We start from the raw sequence: 14626 nt of genomic DNA on the forward strand, positions 1-14626 counted from the left end.
AGGTTGGGTGTGTAAGCGCTGCGAGGCGTTGAGCTAACCAATACTAATTGCCCGTGAGGCTTAACCATACAACACCTAAAGGGTTTTGGTTGGACTGAATAGAAAAGAATACAGATTGATACTTGAATGAGTGTGAGAACGAACAGCTTTCCGAATTAAGTTAAAGCATCATAAATGATGTTTTAACAAAAGAATTTGCTTGGCGACCATAGCGCTTTGGACCCACCTGATTCCATGCCGAACTCAGAAGTGAAACGAAGTAGCGCCGATGGTAGTGTGGGGTTTCCCCATGTGAGAGTAGGACATCGCCAGGCTTTAAATTAAGACTGAAAAGTCGAACATTATTGGTTTACCATTAATGACAATTTGTGGAGGGATGGCTGAGTGGTCGAAAGCACCGGTCTTGAAAACCGGCAAGGGTTAATAGCTCTTCTAGGGTTCAAATCCCTATCCCTCCGCCATTATTAAGAAAGCCCGCTAGTTATCTAGCGGGTTTTTTGCTATCTGTGATTATAGAATTGAGCGGCAAAACGAAAGTCATCACAAGATTGTGCCTAGATGTATTCTAGTAATGGAACAGAAGTTTCACTCTACCTTCTTATTCTGCAGGGAAGACCTCTTTAGAACCGTTATATTGTTGGTATTATTCTGAGCAGTACCCACTAATGAACTAGCTGTAACTGGCTGGCATATTGGTTTAGTAGCTACTACTAACTCTTATCCTTATGAGAGTCTCCTTAACCTTCCACTCAAAATGACAGTTGGTCGGTATTCTTATACCCGTCGACTCATATCAAGTGAATAAGTAAATACTCACCTTAACTTGTAAGGATAGTCTCTGATTCCACTTATTTAGTTATTGAGCTTGGTATTAAGGGGTTGGTTTGGAGTCTTTGAATGGTTTCTTATAGGGGGATATTCGGACAATAAAAAAGCCAACACCGAATTTAAGCTGTTGGCTTTAGTGTGTTTAGGCTTAGATAAATTAAGTTTTATCTATCAAAGATAGCGCCTTACGAGATACCTCACCTGCAGCTTGTTTCATGTTTTGTTGCTCCAATGCATCTGCTAGATAAGAGTAATCGGATATGCTGACTCGTTGCTGAAGGGCTGCTTCAAATGCGTGTTGTGCTTCCTGCCATCTTTGCTCTCGTAAATATAACTGGCCTAATGTGCTATTTATCTCAGGGTTATTAGGTTGTTTTTTTGCAAGCCCTTCCAGCATTACTATTGCCGGGTGAGTGTCAGGCAGATCAACTTGCGTGATTAAAGGCAGTAGTTTATTTGATGGTGTCTGCTTTATTGAATCACGCAAAATGATATAGGCTTCCGAATCACCATTATGTAAGATTAGTTGTTCAACCATTAGTTGAATTACGCTGTCGTCTTGCTTGAGCTTTTTAGGAAGGTGAGCCCAATAAGACAATAGTCCTTCAACGCCTTGTTGAGAGCCGACTTCTTTCATTTTTCCCAATTGTGCTTGATAAAAAAGCTGATGATATTCTTCATCTGAAATTAGCTTACTTTTCTTTAAGCGCGGTAGTAATTCATCTAACGCTCCCCATAGTTCTAATCCAATATAAGTTTTCTTGAGTAGACTAAGCACTATGGTGTTATTAGGGTAACGACCTTTTAAATGTTCAAGCTGACTATGCGCATCAGCGTATTGCTGATTACGGATCATTTGACGAATTTTAGTCATTTCAACGGCTAGAGAATACCCTGCTTGTTGTTCTGCTAACGCTAGGTACTTTTCTCTTTTCGCGTCATCACCCATTCCTTGTGCCGCTTCTGATGCGATTAGATAGCAAAGTAATGGCATATCATGATGGTTCGCCCAACGAGTGACTTTCTTCTCAGCCGCTTTCCAATCGCCTTCTAGTAACTTTATTATACCTTCATTGGTATAGCGACGGGCTCGTTTTAGCTTGCGAATGCTAAACCAATTCCAGGTGGCGCTGGTTGCTCGCAAGCTTCGTTTGATAATGAATTCTAGTAAAAATAGCGCGGCGAGTGCCGCAATTACAAAGATGACGAGTGTCGTCACACTCATTTCGGTTGTGGTATTGGCAAACGAAATTAAAACGTAACCTTGCTGATCGGAGAACAAGGTTCCAGCGAAAAGCCCTAAGCCTAAAACGATGAAGAGAAAAACAATACGAAACATTATTTATCTCCTTGTCCAACCGTTGAAACTGAGCGGCGTAAACGTTCATAGATCAGATCGGTTAGAGGTTGCTGAGCTTTAAGTTTAATTGGGTAATCGACAGTAATATCTTTTTCTTGTAGTTGGCTGATTTCTTTCTCAAACTCTTTTACTTTGATGGACTGTTGATTGAAAAATTTACTCGACCACTCTTGAGCAACATTGAGCGATGTTTGATAAATATCGTTATTTTCCGCGTACACTCCTTTAATTGCGGTTTCTAATTTCGCTTTTACATTTTCTTTTAAGTAAAAATGTTGAGTGGGAGATAGGAGTGGTGTGGTGTTACCTTCTCGAGTTCTAAAGGTAATAAAGTGACCGGCAAAGTCTTTTAATGATGTCATTAAATTGGTTTGCCAATCATTAATATCCTCAGATACGACTTCTTGCTGCTGCTTTTCCTCTTTAGGTAGTAAAGCGTTCGCTAAAGGTAGTTGATCGATTTCTTTTTGTAGGCTGATCAGCTTGAGGATTAATCCTTCTTTATCGATAACCGGTAACGATTTTAATTGGGTAATATCATCGGTCATTGCTTCTCGTAAAGTAACCAGACTAGGGTCATTGAGCGCCGCAATTCTTTGGTCGGCTGAAATCATTAATTGGGTTGCTGACTCAACATCATGCTCTAAAAATAACTTACGCCCAGCCATTTTGACTAAATAGTCCGCCTCTGCGAGTAGCCAATCGTTAGGGCTGCGGCCTTTGATATCCGTGATGGCTAGCTGCAGACTTTTGATACTTTTGCCTTGTTGTTCGGCTTGAGTTTCAAGTTTGTGCTGCAAAGTTGTCGCTTGTTTTTTAATGGTTGCTTGATTAGTTTCTAGTTGTTGATTGAGATGGCTATTTAACTGATTAACTTGGACTTTTAGTTGATTAATGGTTTGTTGGCTTTGGGTGTATTGATAGGCTTCGAAAGCGATCACTGAGCCAGTAAGTAATACCGCAAGGATAATGGCAGCGGTCGCGCGCTTTTGGCCTTTATTTTTGTTCGGCTTAGCTTGAGTCGAAGCACTTACCTCAGCCATGGTGTCATTGGTATTATTATGATTATCTGTCATATTTCTGTCCTGTGGTAAATGTCTTACTGAGGCTATCCAATAAAACAGGGTTAGCAGCGCTTCCTGTATTGATTATATGTGAAAAACCGAGTTCTTTTGCTTGTTGTTGAATTCGTAAGCTAGGAACGTAAAGCTTCAATTGGATTACCCAAGGTAAATATTGCTTTGGTACTTGTGACATAAAAAATGCAAGTTGCTCACCACTGGTGATAACTAAGTGAGAAACAGCTTGCATTTTCCATTGCTTCCATTGGTTTACAGCGTCTATGGGCAATGACTCTCTACGATATATTTCATTGTAATAAACCTCTGCGCCACGTTGTTGTAATGTTTGTTGTATTAACTCTCTACCGCCATTGCCTCGTAGTATCAAAATACGCTTGTTTTTCACTAACTTCAAAGCTGGTAAGTCCAGTAAGTGTTCGCTGTCACTTATTTGAGGGGAAATGACGGGTGATTGAGTATATTGTTGCAGACATTCTGCCGTTTTATTGCCGATAGCAAAATAGAGTGGCGTGGTGGGAAATTTTTGTTGAGTGAGTTGAAGAGTGTGTTGCGCCCAAAGCACAGCATATTGGCTAACAGCAATCACGATATCTGACCGAGAAAGATCATCGATTAGTGATGTGCAGTCTCGGCCTTGTGTCAGTTTGATTAGGGGGTGGTGAAGGCTGTTAATTTGCCGTTGTTGCAAACTTAAACATAGCGCCTCACCATCCTGCCCTGGACGAGTGACTAAAACCGTACTCATTAATCGTGATCAGAGTAGAGTTTTTCTAGGATCTCTTTGGCTCCATCATTTAACAGTTGGTTTGCCAGTTGAATTCCTAGTTTTTCTGCATCTTGTCTATGGCCTTTGATCTCTCCACGTACGATTAAGCTACCATCTGGCTCACCGACCAAGCCTCGAAGCCAAATCTGGTCACCATCTAACAACGAGTAACTGCCGATAGGAACTTGGCAGCCACCTTGTAGTGTTAGGTTCATTGCTCGTTCACACAACACGCGATCAGTCGTATCTACATCGTTAAGCGGAGCAAGTAACTCGATTAAGCGATCATCATTGAGTCGACATTCAATGCCTACCGCACCTTGGCCTACCGCAGGTAGTGATTCTTCAGGTTCAATAAAGCTACGAATACGTTCTTCAAGGTTTAAACGCTTTAGACCAGCTGCCGCTAGAACGATGGCATCGAATTCACCAGCGTCTAATTTACCTAAACGTGTACCTACATTACCGCGTAGATCTTTAATGATAATATCAGGGCGACACTCTTTGATCTGACACTGACGACGCAAACTACAAGTGCCGACTACTGAGCCTTGTGGTAGGCCATCAATATTTTGATAGTGATTAGAAACAAAGGCATCGCGTGGATCGCCACGTTCACAAATCGTCACTAGACCCAAGCCTTCTGGGAAATCAACCGGCACATCTTTCATTGAGTGAACCGCAAGGTCTGCACGTCCTTCTAGCATGGCAACTTCTAGTTCTTTAACAAAAAGCCCTTTACCACCCACTTTTGCTAGCGGTGTATCTAAAATAATATCGCCTTTGGTCACCATGGTAACAAGCTCGACTTCTAGTCCTGGGTGCGCTTGTTGCAAGGCGTCTTTCACGAAATAGGCTTGCCAAAGTGCTAAAGGGCTTTTACGAGTAGCGATACGAATGGGTGTGGTTGACATAAAGTGACCTTTTATTTCTTAATATTTATCTCTAATCCTACCATTCATTGTATTAAAAACTTACTTTGATGGCTGTTATTTTTAGGAAATGAGATAATAATTTGAATTAGCTGATACAGGACTAAAGTGGTATGTGTCATCAAATTGTATAATGTTTACCCATCGCTAAAAAAGTGTTAAATTGATCACGTTTTTAGACTTATATTGATTTAAGTGTCATCGTTTATTTCTGTGTCGTTAGGATGTTATCTTGCAAGCATATACCACTATATTAATAGATAGATTAGATAAGCTGAACCAGCAAAGGGTTGAGCGGGCACTGTCTATTATGGATAAGCAAAGCCAGCAAGTTTTTCATCTTATTCCCGTTTTATTGCATTTTAATCACCCTGGTCTTCCTGGCTTTAGTTCAGAACTTACCCCTTGTGGTGTGTGTGACTTCTCTCTCAGCCATGCTCAGCTTCAAGCTCTGCAAGAATTTGATTTTGATGAAAATCTCGATTTATCCACCCTAGTACAGCCTTCTTCAAATTCTGCCGATATTCTCGCCCTTTATACTATGGGTAGTACTTCCTCTGTTGGACAAAGCTCATCGAGTGACTTGGATATATGGGTTTGTATTTCACCGACCATGGGGTTGGATGAGCGAACTAAATTAATCAATAAATGCTTATTAGTGACTGAATGGGCACAAAGCCTAGGAGTGGAAGCGAACTTTTTCTTAATGGATGAGACTCGTTTTCGTACCAACCAGTCAGAAGAAATGACCGGTGATAACTGTGGTTCTTCTCAGCATTTATTATTACTTGATGAATTCTATCGTTCAGCGGTGCGTATCGCTGGACAGCGTTTGTTATGGCAAATAGTGCCTCCAGAGATGGAAGAGTGCTATGACGAATACGTAGCAAAGATTTGTAGCAGTGGTCATATTGATTGCTCGCAGTGGATGGATTTTGGTCAACTGCATCATATTCCAGCAGAAGAGTACTTTGGCTCTAACCTATGGCAGTTGTATAAAAGTATCGACTCTCCATATAAATCGGTTCTAAAAGCGATCTTGCTTGAGTCGTATTCATGGGAATATCCACATCCTCAGCTATTAAGTGTTGATACCAAGCGTCGTTTTTTTGCTCATGAGCAGAAAGAGTACGGCATGGATAGCTATTATCTGATGCTGGAAAAAGTGACTCAGTACCTAGAAAGAATTGGTGATAAGCGCCGTTTAGAATTGGTAAGACGTTGTTTTTATCTTAAAACCCATGAAAAACTATCCCGTGAACCGGGAGCGAATTTTGTTGCTTGGCGTCATTCTGCCTTGCAAGATCTCGTGGCGAAGTGGGGTTGGAGTGATGAGTTAATCGAAGAACTTGATAACCGTCGTCATTGGAAAGTTGAACAAGTGAAAAAAGTGCATCATGAATTGCTTGATGCATTAATGTTGAGCTACCGCAACCTGATTCAATTTGCTCGTCGCCATGACATCACGTCTGCGATCAGCCCGCAAGATATCAGCATCTTAGCGAGAAAGCTTTATGCAGCTTTTGAAACACTGCCGGGGAAAGTGACTCTACTCAATACTCAAATTTCCCCCGATCTGCATGAGCCAAATTTAACCTTTATTCAAGTTCCTGAAGATCGAGTGAATAAAGCCGGTTGGTATTTATATAAACAATCACTCGATCCTTATCAAATTTTAGGGAGAGCGCCGCTGGAGCATAACCAATATTTAAGTAAATTGGTGGCTTGGGCATTTTTCAATGGCTTAATTACCGAAGGCACTCACCTTGAAAAGGTCGTTCGCCACGCGGATATTGATATCGATAAGCTCTACCAAATGGTCAGTGATTTGCGTAATACTTTTTCGTTGCGTAAGCGTCAGCCAACGATGCAAGCTTTAGCCAGTCCTTGTGAAGTGAGTCAGTTATCGATTTTTATCAATTTAGAAAGCGATCCTACGGCTAAATTAAAGCCTAATCAGCTCAAGAATGAATTAAAAAATCATGTCGATGTATTTAGTTTTTCAGCGGAGCAGCAATGCTTAGTTTCTAGTGTTGATTTGGTTTATCGCAACTCTTGGCATGAAGTCCGTACTCTGCATTTTTCTGGTGAAACCGCGATTATTGATGCGTTAAAAACCATTCTAGGAAAAATGCACCAAGACGCACTGCCGCCGGAATCGGTTGATGTTTTCTGTTATAGCGAAAACCTGCGTGGTGTTATGCGTAATATGGTGTATCAACTGCTGGCAGAATGTATCGAGTTACGTTTAAAACCGGTCGAAAATGAAAAACGCCGCCGCTTTAAAGTATTAAAAGTGGCAGACCAAATGTACGGCTTGTTCTTTGAACGTCGCGGTGTATCGGTGATGAAGTTAGAAAACTCGATTGATTTCTATAGCAGTATTTCGACTAATAAGCTGCAAGGTTCACCATTACTTAAAGTGGGTAAAAGCCAGGAATTGCCACCACCAGATGTGGTTGATGCCTACGCCAGTGAAGGATTAATTCAGTTTTTCTTTGAGGGCGATGATGACGGTTTTAATATCTATGTATTAGATGAAAGTAACCGGGTTGAAGTGTATCGACAGTTTGATGGTAATCGTGATGATATGGTGAGAACAGTTAATCGTTTTTATACCAATAATACCCAAGGGCTTGAATCGGAATCGAAGTGTAATTTCAACCTACCTCAGTATTATCAGATTATTCACCCTGATAGTGGTGATAGTTATGTGGTGCCATATCGTAGTACTACAACCAATTGCTCTAGCAGCGAAATGTATGTGAAATAGTGTTTTCGCTCTAAAGTGTATAAAAAGGCAAGGGCCACTCGACTTGAGTGGCCCTTGTTGTTTTCGTTGATACTAGGGTGATCTAGTTATCGACACGTTCGAAGACGGTGGCAATACCTTGGCCAAGCCCGATACACATGGTGGCTAAACCAAATTGAACATCTTTGGCTTCCATCAAGTTAATCAAGGTAGTTGAAATACGAGAGCCCGAGCAACCGAGTGGGTGACCCAATGCAATCGCACCACCATTTAAGTTTACTTTTTCTTCCATCACATCAAGCAAACCAAGATCTTTGGCACAGGGTAGTGCTTGTGCGGCAAACGCTTCATTGAGCTCGATCATACCCATATCTTCAATCGATAAACCGGCACGCTTCAAGGCTTTTTGCGTAGCAGGAACTGGGCCATAACCCATGGTCGATGGATCGCAACCCGCTACCGCCATTGAGCGAATGCGTGCGCGGATCGGTAAACCTAGCTCCTTCGCTTTGCTTTCGCTCATCACTAGCATAGCTGATGCACCATCGGATAGAGCGGAAGACGTACCCGCGGTTACTGTTCCATTGGCAGGATCAAACACAGGGCGCAGTTGAGATAGTGTTTCGACGGTAGTTTCTGGACGAATCACTTCATCATAGTCGTATAGCTTTAACGTCCCATCTTCCGTATGACCTTCGGTTGGCAGGATTTCATTTTTAAAACGACCCTCTAACGTTGCAGCGTGTGCACGGCGGTGAGAGCGAGCGCCAAATTCATCTTGTGCTTCACGGCTGATACCATGAACTTTACCTAGCATTTCAGCGGTTAAACCCATCATACCGGCAGCTTTGGCGACATTTTTTGCCAAGCCTGGGTGGAAATCCACGCCATGGTTCATTGGTACGTGGCCCATGTGTTCCACACCACCAATTAAACAAATCTCGGCATCACCGACCATGATTGAGCGCGAAGCATCGTGCAGGGCTTGCATTGACGAACCACATAGTCGGTTGACCGTTACCGCACCGACATTTTTAGGTACACCAGCAAGTAACGCTGCATTACGTGCAATATTAAAGCCTTGCTCTAAAGTTTGTTGCACACAACCCCAATAGACATCTTCAATTTGAGTTGGGTCTACCTGAGGGTTACGTTTTAAGATCCCTTTCATCAGGTGAGCCGATAGATCTTCAGCACGAACATGACGGAATGCACCGGCTTTTGAGCGACCCATCGGAGTACGAATACAATCGACAATAACTACATTATTCATTTTGATTTTCCTTATCCAAAGTCGTTAAACAGCAGCCGTTTGACTTGCGTAAAAAGTGTCGCCTTTTTCTGCCATATCCAATAGTAATTGCGGTACGCGATACATTGGGCTTAAGTCAGAATATTGAGACGCTGCTTGGATATAATTTTGTAGTCCAACACTATCTAGGTAGCGGAATACCCCACCACGGAATGGAGGGAAGCCTAAACCATAAATTAGAGCCATATCCGCTTCTTGTGGTGAGGCGATAATGCCTTCTTCCAGACAGAGTACGACTTCATTGATCATTGGAATCATAGTGCGGTTGATGATCTCTTCATCAGAGAAATCTTGCTTATTAGCTGTGATGCCTTCAAATAGCGCTAAGACATCTTGCTCAAAGGTTTTCTTCGGCTTGCCTTTACGGTCAATGCTATAAGTATAAAAGCCGCTGCCATTTTTCTGGCCATATTTATCGGCTTCAAATAGTGCATCAATCGCATCACGTCCTTGTTTGCCCATTCGCTCAGGGAAACCTTCTGCCATTACCGCTTGTGCGTGGTGTGCCGTATCGATACCCACGACATCAAGCAAATAAGCAGGGCCCATCGGCCAACCGAATTTACGTTCCATCACTTTATCGATTTGTGTGAAATCCGCGCCGTCACGCATTAGTAGGCTAAAACCACCAAAGTAAGGGAACAGAACGCGGTTAACGAAGAACCCTGGGCAATCATTAACTACAATCGGTGATTTACCCATTTGCGCAGCGTAGGCGACAACTTTATTGATGGTGTCTTCAGACGTGTGCTCACCACGAATAATTTCAACCAAAGGCATGCGATGTACAGGGTTAAAGAAGTGCATGCCACAGAAGTTTTCTGGGCGTTTTACTGCTTTCGCAAGCTGGTTAATCGGAATGGTCGAGGTATTAGAGGCAATGATGGCGTCTTCTTTCGCGTGTTGCTCCACTTCCGCTAATACCGCCGCTTTTACTTTTGGATTTTCAACCACAGCTTCTACTACAACATCAGCTTGTTCAATACCTGCGTAGTGTAGGCTTGGCGTAATCGAACCGAGAATTTTTGATAGTTTGAAGCCATCAATTTTTCCGCGTTCCAGTTGTTTGTTGAGTAATTTGGAAGCTTCGGTCATACCTAGATCAAGAGAGGCTTGTGCGATATCTTTCATTAAGACAGGCACACCTTTCGATGCGGATTGATAAGCAATGCCGCCACCCATGATGCCAGCACCGAGTACCGCAGCACGTTCAGTCTTTTGTGAGTTTTTGCCCGCTTTTTTGGCGATGCCTTTGATGTATTGGTCGTTAAGGAATAATCCAATCAGGGATTGAGCCACTTCCGTTTTCGCCATTTTGACGAAGTATTTACGTTCAATATCTAAAGCTTCATCACGGCTTGAGGTTGATGCTTCTTCTATTGCTTTTACTGAAGCAATCGGTGCAGGGTAGTGTGGGCCTGCTTTGGCTGAAATCATGCCCTTAGCCATGGTAAAGCTCATCAAAGCTTCTATTTTACTTAAAGACAGCGCCGAGGTTTTTTGTTGGCGGCGCGCTTGCCAATCAACTTTTCCGTCGATAGCTTGCTTTAATGTTGTGACAGCAGAAACTTCTAGTTGATCGCTATCTACGATTGCATCGAGTAGACCAAGCTTGATTGCTTCATTGGCTTTTTGTTGTTTAGCGGTGGCGATCATTTCCATGGCATTATCAGCTCCGATAACGCGAGGTAGACGAACCGTACCGCCGAACCCTGGGATTATACCAAGCTTAGTTTCTGGTAGACCGATAACAGCAGTGTTATCACCAATGCGTAAGTCAGAAGAAAGAATCAGTTCACAACCACCGCCCAACGCAAAGCCGCGGATAACCGATAGGGTCGGGAAGGGGAGGTCTTCTAGCTTGCAGAAAATATCATTGGCGTATTTCACCCAGTGATCGAGTTCTTCTGCCGGTTTAGCGAATAGGCCGAGGAATTCTTTTATATCTGCACCTACAATGAAGGCGCTTTTATCTGAGTTTAGAATTAATCCGGTGATGCTTGGTTGTGCTTTTATGGCATCAATCGCTTCATCTAAAGCGGTGAGTGTTTTTGAATTGAGAGTGTTGACGGACCCTTCAGTACTGAAAGTAAGCTGAGCGATACCATCTTGTAATTCTTTTACGTGTAGGGACGTATGTTGGTAAATCATTGTCTATCTCCATGACGAACAAACGGTATTGTTGTAGAGCAACTTATTATCGTTTTTCTCTGGTTTGACCAGGTTGTTACAGTCTTGATCGTGTAATTGTTAACTTCAATAACAATTCAAACAATTGTTTGAAATTTGTGCGCAAGGTCATTTTGTGGGCCATTAACAGTTAAATGACGTGTTAGACTAAGGCACTTTATTTTTGAGGTCGTGTGTTATGAATGAGCAGCCATATTTAATCCCTATCGATAGGGTGATATTTGAAGAGGAAATCAAGAAGAGTCTTTTCATTACTCATATTGCGCACACTCCGACTATAGAAAGCGCGAAAGCCTTTGTTGATGAGATAAAAACTCAGCATGCTTCTGCTCGACATAATTGCTGGGGCTTTGTTGCCGGTAGGCCAGAAGATTCGTTACTGTGGGGATTTAGTGATGATGGTGAACCGTCCGGAACAGCGGGGAAACCGATATTAGCTCAATTATCTGGTTCTGGAATTGGTGAGATGACGGCGGTTGTCACCCGTTATTCTGGCGGAATTAAGCTGGGTACTGGCGGATTAGTGAAAGCTTATGGCGGTGGTGTGCAGCAAGCTCTCAAGCAAGTTCAAACTATTGAGAAAAAGATCACCACCCAATTGCTGCTGGGGTTAGACTATTCGTTAATGTCTTTGGTGCAATCTATTATGGCTCAGTATCAAGTGGTTCAACTTGATGCAAAGTTTGAACAGAGCATTGACTTACTGGTTGAGATCGATATAAGGGATGAAGATGTGTTTACACTGACTCTAGTTAATAAAACTGGCGCTAAGGTTGAGATTAAACCGAAACACATGTGATCCCCACTTTAAAAGGACTTTGGAAGCTTAGCTTCTCTACTCTATATGCAATTTCGTTCAATTATTCGAATCGTCGGTTTATTGCTGGCGCTATTTAGTCTCACTATGTTGGCACCTGCGCTGGTGGCTTTATTCTATCGGGATGGGGCCGGTGTGCCTTTTGTGACTACCTTTTTTGTGTTGTTCTTTTGTGGTGGCTTATGTTGGTTTCCCAACCGCTATAAAAAATCAGAGTTAAAAGCCCGAGATGGCTTCCTCATTGTGGTTTTATTTTGGGTGGTTATCGGTAGTGCAGGGGCGTTGCCATTTTGGTTGTCTCATGATCCTAATATTTCAGTGACTGATTCTTTTTTTGAGTCTTTTTCTGCATTAACGACCACCGGGGCTACTACGATTGTTGGCCTAGATGCCTTACCTAAAGCGATATTATTCTACCGACAGTTTTTACAGTGGTTCGGTGGCATGGGGATCATTGTTCTTGCAGTAGCCATTTTGCCGATCCTTGGCATTGGTGGCATGCAGTTATATCGAGCGGAAATCCCTGGGCCGGTAAAAGACAATAAGATGACGCCACGAATCGCTGAAACGGCGAAAGTGCTTTGGTATATTTATTTAAGTCTTACTATTGCTTGTGCTGGAGCATTTTGGTTGGCGGGTATGAGCTTGTTTGATGCAATTTCTCATAGCTTTTCAACGATTGCTATTGGTGGTTTTTCTACCCATGATGCCAGTATGGGGTACTTTAATAGCCCAGTGATTAATATGATCACGGTAGTCTTTCTACTCATTTCAGCATGTAACTTCTCACTGCACTTTGCGGCTTTTGCTTCGGGGGGCGTACACCCTAAATATTACTGGCGAGATCCTGAGTTTCGCGCCTTTATCACGATCCAAATTTTGTTGTTCCTATTATGTTTTGTCATTTTGCTTTTACATAGTAATGACTTAACGACATTTGAAACCTTTGATCAGGTGCTGTTTCAGACGGTGTCTATTTCTACGACAGCAGGCTTTACTACGACAGGTTTTTCACAATGGCCGCTGTTTCTTCCTGTGTTATTGCTGTTTTCTTCTTTTATTGGCGGTTGTGCTGGTTCTACGGGGGGCGGCCTAAAAGTGATTCGAGTGTTGTTACTCACACTGCAAGGAGGGCGCGAACTAAAACGTCTTGTCCATCCTAAGGCAGTCTTCCCCATTAAAGTAGGCGGTAAAGCGCTGTCGCAACGGGTGGTCGATGCGGTATGGGGATTTTTCTCCGCGTATGCATTAGTGTTTGTATTGTGTATGTTGGGGCTCATCGCCTCAGGTATGGATGAATTAAGTGCTTTCTCCGCTGTGGCAGCAACGCTTAATAACTTAGGGCCAGGGCTCGGTGAGGTATCTGTACATTTTGCTAATGTTAATGATGCTGCCAAGTGGGTACTTATTGTTTCAATGCTATTTGGTCGACTAGAGGTGTTCACACTTCTTATCTTATTTACACCGACATTTTGGAGAAGTTAGGTTTTCGTGAAAAGTACTATTATTTTGTATTCAACCCGAGAAGGGCAAACCCATAAAATTGCGCAGTTTATGGCAGAACAGATTGGTAACGATAGCTGTGAATTGGTTGATCTGCACCAAGCTGATGATTTAGATCTGAGTTTATATAGCAACATCATTATTGGCGCATCTATTCGTTATGGTCACTTTAATAAGAAGCTGTACCAATTTATCGAGCAGCATAAAGAGCATTTAACCTCAGAGGGTGCATCTTTCTATAGTGTTAACTTAACCGCTCGCAAACCGGGTAAGGATACGCCAGAGGGGAGTGTCTATATCCAGAAGTTTTTAAAGCGCTCACCATGGCAACCTAAACATATTGGTGTGTTCGCTGGTGGACTGTATTACCCACGATACTCATGGCTCGATCGAGTGATGATTCGTTTTATTATGTCTATGACAGATGGTGAGACGGATACAAGCAAAGAAGTTGAGTATACCGACTGGGAAAAAGTTGCTCTATTTGCCAAAAAGGTTACTGAATAGCAGACAAAATAGACAGAAAACACGGCTTTCGGTGCTTTTTTCTTCGAAATAGAAAAAAATCAAAGAAAAGTGAAAAAAGCCCTTGCCAATGTGAGCCAGGTCTCTATAATGCGCCCTCACTGACACGGAGCACACAGCCTAACGGCAGCAGCGAGTCAGAGGTCAAAACCTTCTCAAAAAGGTTTGCGAAAAAAGTTTTAAAAAAGTGTTTGACACGAACTTTTAAATCGCTAAAATGGCCGCCCTGTTCAATGAGGCGCACTAAGCGATTTCAATAAGAACAACGCTCTTTAACAATTTAAACCTATCAATCTGTGTGGGCACTCGTTGATGATAATCAATACAGCTCGTCTCTTTTAACGAAGAGAGGAAGCAACAATGATTTCAATGAACTGAGTGACCAAATCGATTATTAGTTTACTAATAATTGGCACAGTCAATTCATTACCATTCTGTTGGAATGGTAATAGCTTTAAAGTTACTTCTTCTTTTAAGAAGAATAGTTTTGAAGTCAGTATTCGTTGAGTCACAAAATCTTAAATTGAAGAGTTTGATCATGGCTCAGATTGAACGCTGG

The 14626-nt window shown here is 42.4% G+C and carries 10 protein-coding genes, 1 tRNA gene and 1 rRNA gene; 6 read left to right on the plus strand and 6 right to left on the minus strand.

The genetic code is table 11. The features are described from left to right. Positions 1-198 precede the first annotated feature (198 nt). Together rrf and K358_RS0103165 are read left to right on the plus strand one after the other, a co-directional pair. Positions 199-314, plus strand: a 5S ribosomal RNA gene (rrf, locus tag K358_RS0103160). Positions 315-370: 56 nt separating this feature from the next. Further along, positions 371-461: transfer RNA gene (locus K358_RS0103165), tRNA-Ser, on the plus strand. Positions 462-985: 524 nt separating this feature from the next. On the opposite strand, the gene K358_RS0103170 is transcribed toward K358_RS0103165, so the two are convergent. Genes K358_RS0103170 through hemC form a run of 4 tightly spaced genes read right to left on the minus strand, consistent with a single transcriptional unit; the run spans position 986 to position 4950 of the window. Beyond that, entirely contained in the window at positions 986-2167 is a 1182-nt protein-coding gene (locus K358_RS0103170) for a heme biosynthesis protein HemY (protein ID WP_027695463.1), read from the minus strand. After that, positions 2167-3264, minus strand: coding sequence for a uroporphyrinogen-III C-methyltransferase (locus tag K358_RS0103175; RefSeq protein ID WP_027695464.1), 1098 nt, complete (start codon positions 3262-3264; stop codon positions 2167-2169). The genes K358_RS0103170 and K358_RS0103175 overlap by 1 nt, the downstream gene beginning before the upstream one ends. Next, a complete protein-coding gene (locus K358_RS17965) occupies positions 3254-4015 on the minus strand; it encodes a uroporphyrinogen-III synthase (protein WP_051241152.1) in 762 nt (253 codons plus the stop codon). The genes K358_RS0103175 and K358_RS17965 overlap by 11 nt, the downstream gene beginning before the upstream one ends. Continuing rightward, complete coding sequence (gene hemC / locus K358_RS0103185; RefSeq protein ID WP_038149611.1) at positions 4015-4950, minus strand: hydroxymethylbilane synthase; 936 nt, start codon at positions 4948-4950, stop codon at positions 4015-4017. Before hemC ends, K358_RS17965 begins: the two co-directional genes overlap by 1 nt. A 250-nt stretch (positions 4951-5200) precedes the next feature. On the opposite strand from hemC, the gene K358_RS0103190 reads away from it, so the two are divergent. Then, positions 5201-7741, plus strand: coding sequence for a class I adenylate cyclase (locus K358_RS0103190; RefSeq protein WP_027695466.1), 2541 nt, complete (start codon positions 5201-5203; stop codon positions 7739-7741). 82 nt (positions 7742-7823) lie between these two features. Here K358_RS0103190 and fadA read toward each other — a convergent pair whose 3' ends face one another. After that, on the minus strand, positions 7824-8993 hold the full coding sequence (gene fadA / locus K358_RS0103195; protein ID WP_027695467.1) for an acetyl-CoA C-acyltransferase FadA: 1170 nt from the start codon (positions 8991-8993) through the stop codon (positions 7824-7826). Between the two features lie 24 nt (positions 8994-9017). Then, positions 9018-11183 carry a fatty acid oxidation complex subunit alpha FadB gene (gene fadB / locus K358_RS0103200; protein ID WP_027695468.1) on the minus strand — a complete coding sequence of 722 codons (2166 nt, stop codon included), beginning with the start codon at positions 11181-11183 and terminating at the stop codon, positions 9018-9020. Between the two features lie 217 nt (positions 11184-11400). Here fadB and K358_RS0103205 point away from each other — a divergent pair, with 217 nt between their 5' ends. The 3 genes from K358_RS0103205 to hemG are packed head-to-tail and all read left to right on the plus strand — an operon-like array spanning position 11401 to position 14049. After that, complete coding sequence (locus K358_RS0103205) at positions 11401-12021, plus strand: YigZ family protein (protein ID WP_027695469.1); 621 nt, start codon at positions 11401-11403, stop codon at positions 12019-12021. Between the two features lie 45 nt (positions 12022-12066). Next, positions 12067-13524, plus strand: coding sequence for a TrkH family potassium uptake protein (locus K358_RS0103210; protein ID WP_027695470.1), 1458 nt, complete (start codon positions 12067-12069; stop codon positions 13522-13524). A gap of 6 nt (positions 13525-13530) precedes the next feature. Further along, the gene (gene hemG / locus K358_RS0103215) at positions 13531-14049 is read left to right on the plus strand and encodes a menaquinone-dependent protoporphyrinogen IX dehydrogenase (RefSeq protein WP_027695471.1); all 519 of its coding nucleotides are present in this window, start codon (positions 13531-13533) and stop codon (positions 14047-14049) included. The last annotated feature ends 577 nt before the right edge of the window (positions 14050-14626 follow it).

This window comes from Vibrio litoralis DSM 17657 (genome assembly GCF_000426765.1).
Lineage (GTDB): Bacteria > Pseudomonadota > Gammaproteobacteria > Enterobacterales > Vibrionaceae > Vibrio > Vibrio litoralis.

What these genes read in the sequence shown, in the direction of transcription:
- hemC (WP_038149611.1), bottom strand. Translation starts at nt 4,950, where the DNA reads ATGTCAACCACACCCATTCGTATCGCTACTCGTAAAAGCCCTTTAGCA.
- K358_RS0103205 (WP_027695469.1), top strand. Translation starts at nt 11,401, where the DNA reads ATGAATGAGCAGCCATATTTAATCCCTATCGATAGGGTGATATTTGAA.
- K358_RS0103170 (WP_027695463.1), bottom strand. Translation starts at nt 2,167, where the DNA reads ATGTTTCGTATTGTTTTTCTCTTCATCGTTTTAGGCTTAGGGCTTTTC.
- fadA (WP_027695467.1), bottom strand. Translation starts at nt 8,993, where the DNA reads ATGAATAATGTAGTTATTGTCGATTGTATTCGTACTCCGATGGGTCGC.
- K358_RS0103210 (WP_027695470.1), top strand. Translation starts at nt 12,067, where the DNA reads ATGCAATTTCGTTCAATTATTCGAATCGTCGGTTTATTGCTGGCGCTA.
- K358_RS0103175 (WP_027695464.1), bottom strand. Translation starts at nt 3,264, where the DNA reads ATGACAGATAATCATAATAATACCAATGACACCATGGCTGAGGTAAGT.
- K358_RS17965 (WP_051241152.1), bottom strand. Translation starts at nt 4,015, where the DNA reads ATGAGTACGGTTTTAGTCACTCGTCCAGGGCAGGATGGTGAGGCGCTA.
- fadB (WP_027695468.1), bottom strand. Translation starts at nt 11,183, where the DNA reads ATGATTTACCAACATACGTCCCTACACGTAAAAGAATTACAAGATGGT.